Genomic DNA, 14,016 nt, shown 5'->3' with positions numbered 1-14,016 from the left:
CCATGTCATCCGCAGTTCATGCCAGCCCGGCAAGTGCCGGCACTGGGAAGTCCAGCCCGGCAAAGGCCGGCACCGGAAAAGCCGGCCCGGCGAAGGCGGGAGCCTCAAAGGGACGCGCCGGTTCCACGAAGGTGCCCGCCCGCCCGGCGAAGACGCCCACCTTGAGGCACGAACGGACCTTCAAGGCCCAGGGCGCGCGCCTGGTGGCGGGCGTCGACGAGGTGGGACGCGGGGCACTTGCCGGTCCTGTAAGCGTCGGCATCGCAGTTGTGGACCTGGAGCGCCAGAAGCCCCTTGCCGGCGTGAAGGACAGTAAGCTGCTGAGCCCTGCGGAACGGGAACGGCTTGATCCGCTGGTCCGTAGGTGGAGTGTTGCGTCCGCGGTGGGCCACGCGTCTGCGCAGGAGATTGATTCGCTCGGCATCATCGCTGCACTGCGCCTTGCCGGAACCCGGGCCTGGCAGGAGATTCTCGCCGCGGGAGTCACTCCCGACCTCGTGCTCCTTGACGGCAGCCACAACTGGCTTTCGCCCGCAGGCCAGCTGTCGCTTTTCGACGAGCCCGTGCTCGAAGCGGGTTGCGACGCCCCGGTGCACACCAAGATCAAGGCAGACATGCAGTGCCTGAGCGTTGCCGCCGCCAGCGTCATCGCCAAGGTGGAGCGGGACCGGATGATGCGGCAGCTGCATGGTGAGTACCCGGACTTCGGATGGGACGTCAACAAGGGCTACGCCACCGTGCTGCACCGGGATGTTCTCCGCGCGGCAGGGCCTACGCCCTACCACCGTGTCAGCTGGCGTCTCCTCGGCGGGGAACTGCTGGAGGGCGGGCTGTCCGGCGGGGACGAAACCATCGAGGACGAAGCCGGCATCGAAGACTGACTGCGGCCGGGCGCGGGCGCCAGCGGCGCCGGACATGGTGCAAGATGGACTCATGAGTGCTGAGGATCTTGAAAACTATGAGACCGACATGGAGCTCCAGCTCTATCGTGAATACCGCGACGTCGTCGGACTGTTCAGCTACGTTGTCGAGACCGAACGGCGCTTCTACCTGGCCAACCACGTAGACTTGCAGGCCCGCAGCGCAGACGGCGAAGTCTACTTTGACCTGACGCTGCAGGACGCCTGGGTCTGGGATGTGTACCGTTCGGCGCGGTTCGTTAAGAGCGTCCGTGTCCTGACGTTCAAGGACGTCAATGTGGAAGAATTGCCGCGCAACGAGGAACTGGCCATGCCCAAGGACGTTGACCTGGGCCAGTAGCTCCCGGCAGGACGCCGGATTCTCCCGCGCTGGACTCTTCCTGCACAACCGACTTCTCCTTCACAGGGGCCATTGGTTCACATACGCGATGAGCCCCCTTACCTCCGCAATCATGCTGCCACAGGCTGGTTGCGGAGGTAGAAATGAAATCAAAAGACCTGTTGGGCCGGCACGGTGAGGACGTCGCCGTCGGCTTTCTTGAGTCCTTGGGCATGCTCGTTGTCGAGCGCAACTGGCGCTGCACCGAAGGCGAAATCGACATTGTGGCCCTCGACGGGGACGCCTTGGTTATTGCCGAAGTAAAGACCCGCCGTTCCCTGGATTACGGTCACCCCTTCGAAGCGGTGGGCCCGGAGAAACTCGCCCGCCTGCACCGGCTCGGCTCCGCATGGTGCCGGGACCGCGAGTTGCGGATGCCGCTGCGGCGGGTGGACGTGATCGCCGTCGTGGACGACGGCGGCGGCGAACCCCTGGTGGAGCACCTCAAGGGGGTGGGATGAGTGGCCCTCGGAAGAACCTACTCCATCGCTTTGGTGGGCCTGAACGGCTACATCGTGGAGGTTGAGGCTGACATCGGCCAGACCCTGCCCGCCTTTGTTCTCCTCGGACTGCCGGACGCCTCCTTGAATGAAGCCAAGGAACGCATCCGGTCTGCCGCGAAGAATTCCGGAATCCCACTCAGCCGCCGGAAGATCACGGCAAACCTCATTCCTGCCTCACTCCCCAAGCGCGGTTCAGGCTTCGACCTGGCAGTCACCATGGCCGTCCTCCGCGCCGCAAACGACATCAAACCCACCGGCAATACGGTCTTCATCGCCGAACTGGGGCTGGATGGCAGGCTGCGCCCGGTCCGGGGCATTCTTCCGGCCGTTATGGCGTCTGTACAAGCCGGATTTCCGGACATTGTCGTGGCGCAGGCGAATCTGGCGGAAGCTGCGCTGGTGCCCGGCGCGAACGTCAGGGGATACCGCACCCTTGCGCGGCTCGCTTTGGACTCGGGGGCGGACCCGCAGGAACTGGCGCTGGACTTCGAACCGGAGGACCCTGAACACCCCTGCGATGGCCCGGAGGACGCAGGGGTTTACCCGGACATGGCGGATGTCTCCGGTCAGGGCGATGCCCGGCGGGCACTCGAAGTGGCCGCCGCCGGAGCCCACCACCTGCTCCTCACCGGTCCGCCGGGCGCAGGCAAAACAATGCTCGCAGAGCGCCTTCCCGGGCTGTTGCCAGACCTCGCGGACCACGAGGCAATGGAAGTCACCGCCATCCACTCGCTCTGCGGGCTGCCTTCGTCTTCGGTCCAACTGCTGCGGCGGCCGCCCTTTGAAAGTCCGCATCATTCCGCGACGGCGGCAGCCATCATCGGCGGCGGCTCGGGCCTTCCCCGGCCCGGCGCCGCCTCCCGTGCCCACCGGGGCGTGCTGTTCCTTGACGAGGCGCCGGAGTACGAGCGCCGGGTGCTTGATGCCCTGCGCCAGCCGTTGGAGAGCGGTGAGCTGGTGATCCACCGCTCCGCCGGGACCGCAGCCTATCCTGCCCGGTTCCAGCTCGTCCTTGCGGCCAACCCGTGCCCCTGCGGCAAGGCGTCCGGCAAAGGGCTGGACTGTACTTGCACGCCCGTGATGCGCAGACGCTATCTGGCGCGAATGTCCGGCCCGCTCCTGGACCGCGTGGATATCCAGTTGCAGGTGGAAAGGGTTTCCCTGGCGGAGTTTGGTCAGGGGGGTGCGGAGGAGGATACCGCTTCCGTCGCCGCCCGGGTCCGGAATGCACGCGGGCGGCAGCTTGAACGGTTGGCGCCCTTCGGCCTGGAAACGAACTCGCAGGTACCGGGCCGCGTTCTGCGTGGCGAGCTTCGGCTGCCTCCTGTCGCCACCCGTATCCTCGACCATTCCCTGGAGCGGGGTGTCCTCACGGCCCGTGGCTACGACCGCGTCCTGCGTCTGGCGTGGACATTGGCAGACCTTGGGCACCGGGAAAGACCCCACGTGGACGATATTGGGCAGGCATTGGGCCTGCGGCAGGCAGCGGCGGTCGCGCCATGAATGCGAACGCAGTGGACCAAGAAAGGCTCTCCCGCGCCGCCCTTGCCCGGCTCATGGAGCCCCAGGATGCTGCAGGCCTGGCCCTCGTGCAGGTGTGTGGCGCAGTGGACGCCTTTCGGATAGCCACCGGCGAGGCCGCTGCCGGGCCTGCGCTGGAGCAGGAGATCACCGCACTGCTCGCGGACAATGGTTCCGCTACCGGCTGGGCCGGGATGACGGCATCCCTAAAACGGTGGCAGCCCCGTATTCCAGACCTCGCTCCCGAACGGGACCTGGCCACGATGGCGAGGCTCGGCGGCAGGCTGATTATCCCCTCGGATGAGCTGTGGCCTGTGCAACTGGCCGACCTTGGTATCCAGGAACCGATCTGCCTGTGGTGGCGGGGACAGGAACAACCGCTTCCCGGCGCAAACAAATGCATCGCCCTGGTCGGGTCCCGGGACAGCACAAGCTATGGTGCCTCGGTGACTGGAGACATTGCATATTCGTTGGCGCAGCGCGGCCTGACCGTCGTCTCGGGCGGTGCTTACGGCATCGACGCCCACGCCCACCGCGCCGCGCTGGCGGGTGGTACCAGCGCCGTACCCACCATTGCTGTGATGGCCGGTGGCGTAGACCGGTTCTACCCATCGGGCAATGAGGATCTCCTCCGCGCTGTCTGCAACCAGGGCGCGGTGATCGCGGAGGTTCCACCCGGGTCGGCGCCTACCCGTTACCGCTTCCTTCAACGGAACCGCCTTATCGCGGCCCTGTCCGCTGTGACGGTGGTGGTGGAGGCCAGGTGGCGGTCCGGGGCGCTGAACACTGCCCATCACGCCGAAACGCTCGGCCGTGCTGTCGGGGCTGTTCCCGGTTCGGTGCATAGTGCCAATTCGGCGGGATGCCACCGGTTGCTCCGGGATGGCGGTGCTGTCTGTGTTACCGACGCCGCGGAGATTGTAGAGCTCGCAGCGCCCAGCGGAGCCGGGCTGCCGCAGCCCCGCCAGGCGGGAGCCGAAGTCCAGGACGGGCTGACCCTCGAAGACCTGATCCTCCTGGATGCACTGCCCCTGCGCTCTACCACCTCGGTCGAGAAACTGTGCTCGGTCGCGGGCCTGGGCCAGGAATCCGTGCGTGCGGGACTGGGCCGGCTCGGCTTGCTTGGGCTGGCGGTATCCGAAAGAGGCGGCTGGAAACGGGGCAAGGCAACGGCCTGATAGGGGGAGCTTAACCGGAAGCAGGACTCGCACTGGCGGGTGTGCCGTGCCGTGTCAGTCCGTTGAACAGTGGCGTCACCTGAGACAGTAGGAGGGTGGAAAACAAGGATTTGCCGCGGGAGCTGGACCAGGCATTAGCTGCCTTCTCGGGCTACCTGGCGGGGGAGCGGGCCGTATCGGCGCACACTTTGCGTGCATACTCTGGGGATTTGCGCAGCTTCCTGGCCCACGCCGCTTCCGAAGGTGCCGCCCGGCTGGAGGACCTTGAGCTGGGAACCCTCCGGCGCTGGCTGGGAACGCAAAGTCAGGCCGGTGTGGCCCGCTCCACCCTTGCCCGACGGGCCGCCACAGTCCGTGCCTTCACTGCATGGGCCCTGAGGGAAGAGCGCACCACCTCGGACCCGGCGTTGCGGCTCAAGGCTCCCAAAAAGGAACGCCACCTGCCGGGGGTCCTGCAGGCACAACAACTGACGCGGCTGCTGACCGGCCTCGAAGAAGCCGCCGCCGGCGGCGAGCCGCTGCCTGTCCGGAACCGGGCCGTCGTCGAACTGCTCTATGCCACCGGAATCCGGGTGGGCGAGTTGGCGGGGCTTGACATCGACGACCTGGACCCCGACCGACGCACGCTGCGCGTCATCGGAAAAGGCAACAAGGAACGCACGGTCCCCTACGGCGTTCCGGCGGCGCTGGCATTGGACGACTGGCTGCGGCGCGGCCGGCCGCTGCTCGCCAGGGAGAACAGCGGTCCCGCCCTTTTCCTGGGCTCCCGGGGCGGCCGCGTGGACCAGCGGCAGGTCCGGGAGGTGGTCAACGGACTCCTCGAGGCCCTGGGGGACACTTCGGCGTCAGGCCCGCACGCCCTTCGCCACTCGGCAGCGACACATCTGTTGGACGGCGGCGCCGATCTCCGTGCCGTGCAGGAAATCCTTGGCCACAGCAGCCTCGCAACCACCCAGATCTACACCCATGTCTCCGTGGACCGCCTGCGGAAAAGTTACCAGCAGGCACATCCCAGGGCCTAACGAAGAGTAACCGCAGGGCGGGAACCGCAATCACTAATCGCACTGGCGTAATTACGCGGCGTACGGCACAATAAGAGTCACGTCCGGCAACTTTCAAGTCCCGCTTGAAGCTCCTTGCTTCCTGCGGACCAGCAAGTCCGGACGCTGCTAAATCTGAACAACTGCATATGTGGCAAGGAGTTGCACCGCAGAACAGGGCACAGCAGTTCCATCCAGGCAGAGGTCGTTGGGGAAGACGTACCTAGAGCTATGGAGGATGGAATGTCTGTTGCAATGACCCGCGGTGTGCTGTTTGTTCACTCAGCCCCAACTGCTTTGTGCCCTCACGTTGAGTGGGCCATAGGCTCCGTCGTGGACAAGCGGACGGATCTTGAGTGGACCCCTCAGCCTGCTGCGCCCGGAATGTTCCGGGCGGAGCTTTCGTGGACGGGTGCGCCGGGAACGGGGGCCCAGTTGGCATCCGCACTGCGCGGTTGGGCCCACCTCCGCTATGAGGTCACCGAGGAACCCAGCCAGGGTGTTGACGGCGGACGCTGGTCGCACACGCCCGAACTGGGCATCTTCCACGCCGTCACCGATGTCCACGGCAACATCATGGTCTCTGAAGACAGAATCCGTTACGCGTACGAGTCGGGCGCAGGCGACCCCGCCGCCGTCTACCACGAGTTGTCCCTGGCGCTCGGCGAGGCCTGGGACGAGGAGCTCGAACCGTTCCGGCACGCTGCCGAGGGCGCTCCCGTCCGCTGGCTGCACCAGGTGGGCTGACCGCTTAGCCCACAGCCGCCGTCGTTAGTCCTGCAGGGGAGGGGCGACACAGGAACCATTCTCCATAGCAAAAGAGGAGGCCCCGCCAGCCGGCGGGGCCTCCTCTTGCATGCGGGTGGCAAAACCCGGGCAATAACTAAACGCTGCGCACAGCCACCACGGCGTTGTGTCCGCCGAAGCCGAAGGAGTTGCTCAGGGCCACGATGTTGCCGGCCGGCAGGTCCCGGGCGGAGGTGACCACGTCGAGCGGGATCTCCGGATCCTGGTTCTCGAGGTTGATCGTGACCGGCGCCTTCCGGTCATATACGGCCAGCACTGTGAGCACAGCCTCGACGGCACCGGAGGCGCCCAGGAGGTGACCCATCTGGGACTTCGTTGCGGAAACCGCAACGTTGTCGATGTGGTTGCCGAGTGCAGCGCGGAGCGCGGTGTACTCAGGCTTGTCTCCGACGGGGGTGGACGTGGCGTGGGCGTTGACGTGGACCACGTCCTCGGCCTGGATGCGGCCGTCGAACATGGCCGCCTTGAGTGCACGGGTAGCGCCCAGGCCTTCCGGGTCCGGGGCAGTGATGTGGTAGGCGTCCGCCGTCACGGAGGTGCCGGCCAGTTCACCGTAGATCCTTGCACCGCGGGCCAGGGCGTGTTCCTCGGCTTCGAGGACCAGCGCACCGGCGCCTTCACCCATCACAAAGCCGTCGCGGCCGAGGTCGTACGGGCGGGAGGCACCCTGCGGGTCGTCATTGCGGCGGGACAGGGCCTGCATGGAGGCGAACGCCGCCAAGGGCATGGGGTGGATGGCTGCTTCGGCGCCACCGCACATCACAACGTCTGCCTTGCCCGAGCGGATCAGGTCCAGGCCCAGGTGCAGGGCTTCGGTGCCGGAGGCGCAGGCGGAAACCGGGGTGTGGGCGCCGGCGCGGGCGCCGAGGTCCAGGCTCACGGCGGCGGCAACGCCATTGGGCATCAGCATGGGAACGGTCATGGGGAGGACACGGCGCGGGCCCTTTTCCTTCAGCGTGTCCCACGCATCCAGCAGGGTCCAGACTCCGCCGATGCCGGTGGCGAAGGCAACAGCCAGCCGGTCCTTGTCGAATTCGGTGATGCCGGAGTCGGCCCAGGCCTCACGGGCGGCGATGACGCCGAACTGTGTGGAGGGGTCCATCCGCTTGGCTTCGACGCGGCTGAGCGCGTCAGTGGCGGGGGTGCTGCACCGGGCGGCGAAGTGGACGGGAAGCTCGTACTTGGCAACCCAGTCGTCCTCCAAAGTGCGGGCACCGGAGACCCCCTTGAGCGCGTTGTTCCACATCGTGGGTACATCGCCGCCAATGGGCGTGGTGGCACCCAGACCGGTAATGACTACTTTGCGTGTCATGGGATCACTCTCTGTCGGTGGGAATCCGGCTCCGGCTTTCCGGAGGGTCCCGCGTATTGATGGTCGGCGTCTTTCATCGGGGGAAAGGTGCCGGAAAATGCGGCGGGCTGCCGGTCCGGTCGTCCCGGACCGGCAGCCCGCCATGCCGATAAACGGCGAAGCGTTGACTAGGCCTGTGCTCCGGCAATGAAGCTGACGGCGTCACCGACGGTCTTGAGGTTCTTAACCTCTTCGTCCGGGATGCGCACGCCGAACTTTTCTTCGGCGTTGACCACGATGGTCATCATGGAGATGGAGTCGATGTCCAGGTCCTCGGTGAAGGACTTGTCCAGCTCGACAGCCTCGGGGGCCAGTCCGGTTTCTTCGTTGACGATTTCAGCCAGTCCGGCCAGGATCTCTTCGTTGCTAGCCATTGATGGCTCCTTTTCTTGAATTGCCGGCAGGACTGCCGGAAATGGTTCAGGACGCGGTTGCGGCCTGTTGGGGGCGTTTCTAGGGAAGGACAACTACCTGGGCGCCGAAGACCAGCCCGGCGCCGAAGCCGATCTGGAGGGCCAGCCCGCCGCTGAGCTCCGGCTTTTCCGACAACAGGCGGTGGGTGGCCAACGGGATGGACGCTGCAGAGGTGTTCCCTGCATCCGCGATGTCCCGTGCCACTGTAACCGTCTCGGGCAGCTTGAGCTTCTTGACCATCTCGTCGATGATGCGCATGTTGGCCTGGTGGGGGATAAAGGCCACGAGGTCTTCGGCCTGTACCCCGGCGGCTTCGAGGGCCTGCTGGGCCACCTTCGCCATTTCCCACACAGCCCACCGGAATACTGTCTGGCCGTCCTGCCGCAGCGTGGGGTAGAGCTCCTGGGCTTCTTCGAGCAAGGCAAGGTCGCCGGTGGAGTCTGACTGCCGGGCAGCCATGCCGAGGTCGCGGACGTCGAGCATGGAGCGGGTCATCCCGATGGCATCCCACTTGCTGCCGTCGGATCCCCAGACTGAGGGTGCGATTCCGGGAGTATCGGACGGGCCGATGACGACGGCGCCGGCCCCGTCCCCGAGCAGGAAGGAGATGGTGCGTTCCCGATTGTCGATGACGTCGGAGAGCTTCTCCGCGCCAACCACCAGGACGTACTTTGCGGTGCCTGAACGGACGAGGGCGTCGCCCTGGGCGATCCCGTAGCAGTAGCCGGCACAGGCTGCGGAGATGTCAAAGGCAGGTGCGGGCGTGGCGCCGATGCGGTCAGCCAGGCTGGCGGCGGCTGACGGCGTCGCGTAGGGGTGCGTGACCGTGGAGACAATGACAGCGCCGAGGTCCGATGCTTCAATCCCGGCCTTTTCCATGGCTTCGCGGGCAGCGCCCTCGGCCATGTCGATCACGCTGACGTCAGCTGCGGCGCGGTGGCGGGTCACGATTCCGGTCCGCTGGCGGATCCATTCATCCGAGGAGTCGATCCACTGGCAGACGTCCTCGTTGGTGACGATGACGTCGGGCCGGTAGGCGCCGATCCCGAGGATCCGCGTGTGTTCCTGGAGGGGTGCCTGTTTCAGCGTGGGAACGCTCATGCGTTGCCCTCCAGTTCTGCGAACAACGCCAGGGCGGCGGAAAGATCATCGGGGGTCTTGACCGCAACGGTCTTTACGCCGGGCATGCCGCGCTTGGCGAGGCCGGCAAGGGTCCCGGCAGGGGCAAGTTCGATGACTCCGGTGACACCGCGCTGGACCATGTTTTCCATGCACAGGTCCCAGCGGACCGGGCGGGAAACCTGGGCGATCAGACTGTCGACGGCGGCAGGGCCGTCGGTGACTTCCCCGCCGTCGTAATTGGACAGCAGGGGCACCTTCGGTGCCTGCGGCTTCAGCTCCGGCTCCAGCGTCTTGAGGGCGCTGACCGCAGGTGACATGTGGCTGGTGTGGAACGCGCCGGCCACCTTCAGCGGGATGACACGCGCTTTCGCGGGCGGGTTGTCGGCGAGGGCCTTCAGCTGTTCGAAGGTTCCTGCAGCCACGGTCTGGCCCGCGCCGTTGACGTTTGCAGGGGTGGCGCCGGCTGCTTCGATGGCGGCCAGCACCTCGGCCGGGTCGCCGCCCACGACGGCACTCATGCCGGTAGGCGTGACGGACGCGGCCGCGGCCATGCTGTTGGCACGCTCCCGAACGAAGGTCATGGCTTCCTGCTCCGTCAGGACGCCGGCAAGGGCGGAAGCGGTGATTTCCCCCACGGAATGGCCCGCGAGAACTACCGGCAGGGAGCTGAGCTCGACGTCGAAGAGGGAAGCCGCGGCTACCAGCCCGGCTGCAACAATCAAGGGCTGCGCCACGGCAGTGTCCTTGATGGTTTCTTCGTCGGAGGTGGTCCCATGGGCGATCAGGTCAATGCCTGCGATGTCGCTCAGGGAGGCCAGTTGGCCTGCCACCGGGGGCAGTTCAAGCCAAGGGGCCAGAAAACCCGGGGTTTGTGAGCCCTGTCCAGGGCAGACTATTGCAAGCACGTAACCAGCTTTCCAAATTACTGTGTGATCCAGCGGTGTTTGTCCGCACCAAGCTCACAGGGTCAGGTTGTAGGAAGTCTACAACGCCTCAGGGCTGGTTCCGCGCCGGGTGACGCTCGACGGCGGCTTTGGGCGGGGCGGAAAGACGGCCCACCACAAGCGCGGCCTGGAGGACAAAAGCCTCTCTGGGGAGGAGCGGATCCCAGCCCGTGACGTCGCAGACCCGCTTCAGCCGGTACCTGACGGTGTTCGCGTGGACAAAGAGTTCGCGGGCTGTTGCCTCAAGCGAGTGGCCGAGTTCCAGGTACGTCCCAAGGGTTTCCACCAGCCCGTTGGACGCCGCCACTAGCGGGCGGTAGATGTTCTTGATCAGCGAGCGGCGGGCGGCGTCATCGCCTGAGATCACGCGCTCAGGCAGGAGGTCGTCGGCTGCAACAGGCCGGGGGGCGGACGGCCAGGCCCTGGCCGCCGTCAGGCCGGCGAAGGCAGATTGCGCTGAACTGCTTGCCTCGAGCAGCGAGCCTGCTTCCGCCCCGTACACTACGGGGCCCGGAGCGAACATGTCGCTGAGCTTCACGTAGGCGGTTTCCCGGTCCGACACGCCGCCCAGGATCAGGATCAGGCGATCGCCCTGGATGCCCACGAGGGCGTCCTCGGCGTAGCGGCCTGCCATCCGCCGGAGTTCGCTGACGTAGCTGGCGCTGGGTTCGGAGGGGGAGTTGCCCACCATCACGGTAAACCGTTCCTGCGCCTTCCAGCCCAGGGCTGCGATCCTGGAGCGCAAAGCGTCAGTGTTTTCGCCGCGAAGGATGGCATCGACGATGAGCGCCTCCAGGCGGGTGTCCCAGGAGCCGCGGGATTCGGCGGCCCGTGCATAAACGTCGGCTGCGGCGAACGCCACCTCGCGGGAGTAGCGGAGGACCGCCTCGCGAAGGGACGGCTGGTCAGCCTCCGGGGCGATGACCGGTACCTGGTCTTCCACCACCTCCACCACGATCCGGATCAGCTGCAGCGCTTTTTGCAGGCTGATGGACCGGGTGAGTTCCGTCGGGGCTGTCCCGAATACGTCGGTAAGGATCCAGGACGGAGAACTTGGGCGTTCATACCAGGTCACAAACGCTGCGATGCCGTTCTGGGCCACCATGCCGAGGGCAGAGCGTTCATCCGAGCTGAGCCGGCTGTACCAGGGCAGGGATTTCTCCAGCTCCCGCATGGTAGTGGTGGACAGCTGGCCCACGTTTGCCCGCAGCTTTTTGAGAGTTTCGGACTTCTCCGGCGTGACCCTCGGCGTGGACGGTTTGCGCTTCGCGGACGGGGCGGCTGGTGCTGGCATTCTTCGAGCATACGGCCACTGCCCGGCAAGCTCCATTTGTGCAAAGGCTACAATCCCGTCAGTTGTGCGTCACACAGGGCTCCCGCCGCACAACGGACGACGGCGGCCCCCGCCTTTCGGTGGGAGCCGCCGTCGTCAGCACTTCGCGGGATCGCCGGAGGTTACCTGCGTGTCCTAGGACTCGCCTCCGGCGTTGCCGGTGGAGCCTGCGTTGACGTTGTGCAGCCGGTACTTGTCGATTGCTTTGGCCGGTGCCTGCTGGTCAACCTCGCCGCGGCGGGCCAGCATCTCCAGTGACCGGACCACGATGGAGTGGATGTCGATCTTGAAGAAGCGGCGGGCTGCGGCGCGGGTGTCGGAGAAGCCGAAGCCGTCGGCGCCGAGGGTGGCGAATTCGTTGGGGACGAACTGGCGGATCTGGTCCGGGACTGCCTTCATGTAGTCCGACACTGCCACGACGGGGCCGGTGGCTCCTTCGAGCTGCCGGGTGACGAAGGGGACGCGGGCGGGTTCGCCGGGGTTGAGGAAGGCTTCCTCTTCGGCGGCGAGGCCGTCGCGGCGCAGTTCGTTCCAGGACGTGACGGACCAGACGTCGGCGGAAACGCCCCAGTCATCGGCAAGGAGCTGCTGGGCCTCAAGTGCCCACGGCACCGACACGCCGGAGGCGAGGATTTGGGTCCGGGGACCGTCGATCTTTGCCGGGGCGAGCAGGTAAATGCCCTTGATGACACCCTCGACGTCCAGTTCCTCCGGCTCGGCCGGCTGGATGATCGGCTCGTTGTAGACCGTGAGGTAGTACATGAGGTTGCGGTCTGTTTTGTCTCCTTCGGAGTGCTCCCCGTACATGCGTTCGAGGCCGTCGCGGATGATGTGGCCCATTTCGTAGCCGTAGGCGGGGTCGTAGGTGACCACTGCGGGGTTGGTGGAGGCGAGCAGGGGGGAGTGGCCGTCGGCGTGCTGGAGGCCTTCGCCGGTGAGGGTGGTCCGTCCTGCGGTGGCGCCGATGATGAAGCCGCGGGTCATTTGGTCTGCTGCTGCCCAGAAGGCGTCGCCGGTGCGCTGGAAGCCGAACATGGAGTAGAACACGTAGACCGGGACCAGGGGTACGCCGTGGGTGGCGTAGGCGGTTCCGGCGGCGGTGAACGCTGCCACGGCGCCGGCTTCGTTGATCCCGGGGTGGATCAGCTGGCCCTGCGCGGACTCCTTGTAGGCCAGGACCAGGTCCCGGTCCACGGACAGGTAGTTCTGGCCCTTGGGGTTGTAGATCTTCGCGGTGGGGAAGAACGCATCCATACCGAACGTCCGCGCCTCATCCGGGATGATCGGGGCGATGTGCTTGCCGAACTCCTTGTCCCGCATCAGGTCCTTGAGCAAACGCACGAAGGCCATGGTGGTGGCGGCCTGCTGCTTGCCTGAACCGCGCTTGGCCACCTCGTAGGACTTCGCGTCCGGCAAGGTGATCTCGGCGTGCTTGGACCGGCGTTCCGGGACCGAACCGCCCAGGGCAGCGCGGCGCTCCATCATGTACTGGATTTCCGGGGCGTCCGTGCCGGGGTGGTAGTACGGCGGCTGGTACGGGTCTTTTTCGAGCTGTTCGTCCGTGATGGGGATCCGCAGGTGGTCGCGGAACTTCTTCAGGTCGTCCAGGGTGAGTTTCTTCATTTGGTGGGTCGCGTTGCGGCCCTCGAAGTGGGGTCCGAGTCCGTAGCCCTTGACGGTTTTGGCGAGGATGACGGTGGGTTTGCCCTTGAATTCGGTGGCTGCCTTGTACGCGGCGTAGACCTTGCGGTAGTCGTGGCCGCCGCGTTTGAGGTTCCAGATCTGGTCATCGGTCAGGTCCGCGACGAGGTCCTTGGTGGCCGGGTCCTTGCCGAAGAAGTGTTCGCGGACGAACCCGCCGGATTCGGCCTTGTAGGTCTGGTAGTCCCCGTCGGGGGTTTCGTTCATGATTTTCACGAGCGAGCCGTCGGTGTCGCGGGTGAGCAGGTCATCCCATTCCCGGCCCCAGACGACCTTGATCACGTTCCAGCCCGCGCCGCGGAAGAACGCTTCGAGTTCCTGCATGATCTTGCCGTTGCCGCGGACCGGGCCGTCCAGGCGCTGGAGGTTGCAGTTGATCACGAAGTTCAGGTTGTCCAGGTTCTCGTTCGCGGCGAGCTGGAGCAGGCCGCGGGATTCCGGCTCGTCCATTTCCCCGTCGCCCAGGAACGCCCAGACCTGCTGGTCGGAGGTGTCTTTCAGGCCCCGGTTGTGCAGGTAGCGGTTGGACTGGGCCTGGTAGATCGCGTTCATCGGCCCGATGCCCATCGAGACCGTGGGGAATTCCCAGAACGACGGCATCAGGCGCGGGTGCGGGTAGGAGGACAGGGCGTGGCCCTCGCGGGACTTTTCCTGCCGGAACCCGTCCAGGTCCTCCTCGGAGAGCCGGCCTTCCATAAACGCCCGGGCGTACATGCCGGGGGAGGCGTGGCCCTGGAAGAAGACCTGGTCCCCGCCGCCGGGGTGGTCCTTGCCGCGGAAGAAGTGGTTGAAGCCCACCTCGT

At 66.0% G+C, this 14,016-nt stretch carries 13 protein-coding genes; 7 read left to right on the top strand and 6 right to left on the bottom strand.

Annotation, left to right across the window (positions count from 1 at the left end; genetic code table 11):
- Positions 1 to 2 precede the first annotated feature (2 nt).
- The 7 genes from rnhB to AC5RUQ_RS05650 all read left to right on the top strand — a co-directional run bounded on the left by rnhB (position 3) and on the right by AC5RUQ_RS05650 (position 6,288).
- Positions 3 to 881, top strand: coding sequence for a ribonuclease HII (gene rnhB, locus AC5RUQ_RS05680; RefSeq protein ID WP_493946418.1), 879 nt, complete (start codon positions 3 to 5; stop codon positions 879 to 881).
- 52 nt (positions 882 to 933) lie between these two features.
- On the top strand, positions 934 to 1,260 hold the full coding sequence (locus AC5RUQ_RS05675; RefSeq protein ID WP_256248678.1) for a DUF2469 domain-containing protein: 327 nt from the start codon (positions 934 to 936) through the stop codon (positions 1,258 to 1,260).
- Positions 1,261 to 1,403: 143 nt separating this feature from the next.
- Complete coding sequence (locus AC5RUQ_RS05670) at positions 1,404 to 1,760, top strand: YraN family protein (protein WP_493946417.1); 357 nt, start codon at positions 1,404 to 1,406, stop codon at positions 1,758 to 1,760.
- On the top strand, positions 1,761 to 3,305 hold the full coding sequence (locus tag AC5RUQ_RS05665) for a YifB family Mg chelatase-like AAA ATPase (protein WP_493946416.1): 1,545 nt from the start codon (positions 1,761 to 1,763) through the stop codon (positions 3,303 to 3,305).
- Positions 3,302 to 4,501 (top strand): DNA-processing protein DprA, encoded by a 1,200-nt coding sequence (dprA, locus tag AC5RUQ_RS05660; RefSeq protein WP_493946415.1) that lies wholly within the window; start codon positions 3,302 to 3,304, stop codon positions 4,499 to 4,501. Before AC5RUQ_RS05665 ends, dprA begins: the two co-directional genes overlap by 4 nt.
- A 95-nt stretch (positions 4,502 to 4,596) precedes the next feature.
- On the top strand, positions 4,597 to 5,523 hold the full coding sequence (locus AC5RUQ_RS05655) for a tyrosine recombinase XerC (RefSeq protein WP_493946414.1): 927 nt from the start codon (positions 4,597 to 4,599) through the stop codon (positions 5,521 to 5,523).
- Between the two features lie 261 nt (positions 5,524 to 5,784).
- Entirely contained in the window at positions 5,785 to 6,288 is a 504-nt protein-coding gene (locus AC5RUQ_RS05650) for a DUF3145 domain-containing protein (protein WP_163162703.1), read from the top strand.
- A 136-nt stretch (positions 6,289 to 6,424) separates the two neighbouring features.
- Here the strand turns inward: AC5RUQ_RS05650 and AC5RUQ_RS05645 are convergent, their stop codons facing one another.
- The 6 genes from AC5RUQ_RS05645 to aceE all read right to left on the bottom strand — a co-directional run.
- Positions 6,425 to 7,660, bottom strand: coding sequence for a beta-ketoacyl-[acyl-carrier-protein] synthase family protein (locus AC5RUQ_RS05645; protein ID WP_493946413.1), 1,236 nt, complete (start codon positions 7,658 to 7,660; stop codon positions 6,425 to 6,427).
- A gap of 167 nt (positions 7,661 to 7,827) precedes the next feature.
- Positions 7,828 to 8,073 (bottom strand): acyl carrier protein, encoded by a 246-nt coding sequence (locus tag AC5RUQ_RS05640; RefSeq protein ID WP_009359314.1) that lies wholly within the window; start codon positions 8,071 to 8,073, stop codon positions 7,828 to 7,830.
- Positions 8,074 to 8,152: 79 nt separating this feature from the next.
- Positions 8,153 to 9,214 carry a beta-ketoacyl-ACP synthase III gene (locus tag AC5RUQ_RS05635; protein WP_493946412.1) on the bottom strand — a complete coding sequence of 354 codons (1,062 nt, stop codon included), beginning with the start codon at positions 9,212 to 9,214 and terminating at the stop codon, positions 8,153 to 8,155.
- Positions 9,211 to 10,140, bottom strand: a complete 930-nt coding sequence (locus AC5RUQ_RS05630) for an ACP S-malonyltransferase (protein ID WP_493946411.1) — start codon at positions 10,138 to 10,140, stop codon at positions 9,211 to 9,213. The genes AC5RUQ_RS05635 and AC5RUQ_RS05630 overlap by 4 nt, the downstream gene beginning before the upstream one ends.
- An 88-nt stretch (positions 10,141 to 10,228) precedes the next feature.
- Entirely contained in the window at positions 10,229 to 11,041 is an 813-nt protein-coding gene (locus AC5RUQ_RS05625; RefSeq protein ID WP_493947165.1) for a PucR family transcriptional regulator, read from the bottom strand.
- 606 nt (positions 11,042 to 11,647) lie between these two features.
- On the bottom strand, positions 11,648 to 14,016 hold a 2,369-nt coding region (gene aceE, locus AC5RUQ_RS05620), incomplete at its 5' end, for a pyruvate dehydrogenase (acetyl-transferring), homodimeric type (protein ID WP_493946410.1).

Source organism: Arthrobacter sp. MDT2-3, from assembly GCF_059090465.1.
This window is presented reverse-complemented; position numbering and strand designations above follow the sequence as displayed.

What these genes read in the sequence shown, in the direction of transcription:
- dprA (WP_493946415.1), top strand. Translation starts at nt 3,302, where the DNA reads ATGAATGCGAACGCAGTGGACCAAGAAAGGCTCTCCCGCGCCGCCCTT.
- AC5RUQ_RS05670 (WP_493946417.1), top strand. Translation starts at nt 1,404, where the DNA reads ATGAAATCAAAAGACCTGTTGGGCCGGCACGGTGAGGACGTCGCCGTC.
- rnhB (WP_493946418.1), top strand. Translation starts at nt 3, where the DNA reads ATGTCATCCGCAGTTCATGCCAGCCCGGCAAGTGCCGGCACTGGGAAG.
- AC5RUQ_RS05645 (WP_493946413.1), bottom strand. Translation starts at nt 7,660, where the DNA reads ATGACACGCAAAGTAGTCATTACCGGTCTGGGTGCCACCACGCCCATT.
- AC5RUQ_RS05640 (WP_009359314.1), bottom strand. Translation starts at nt 8,073, where the DNA reads ATGGCTAGCAACGAAGAGATCCTGGCCGGACTGGCTGAAATCGTCAAC.
- AC5RUQ_RS05635 (WP_493946412.1), bottom strand. Translation starts at nt 9,214, where the DNA reads ATGAGCGTTCCCACGCTGAAACAGGCACCCCTCCAGGAACACACGCGG.
- AC5RUQ_RS05650 (WP_163162703.1), top strand. Translation starts at nt 5,785, where the DNA reads ATGTCTGTTGCAATGACCCGCGGTGTGCTGTTTGTTCACTCAGCCCCA.
- AC5RUQ_RS05675 (WP_256248678.1), top strand. Translation starts at nt 934, where the DNA reads ATGAGTGCTGAGGATCTTGAAAACTATGAGACCGACATGGAGCTCCAG.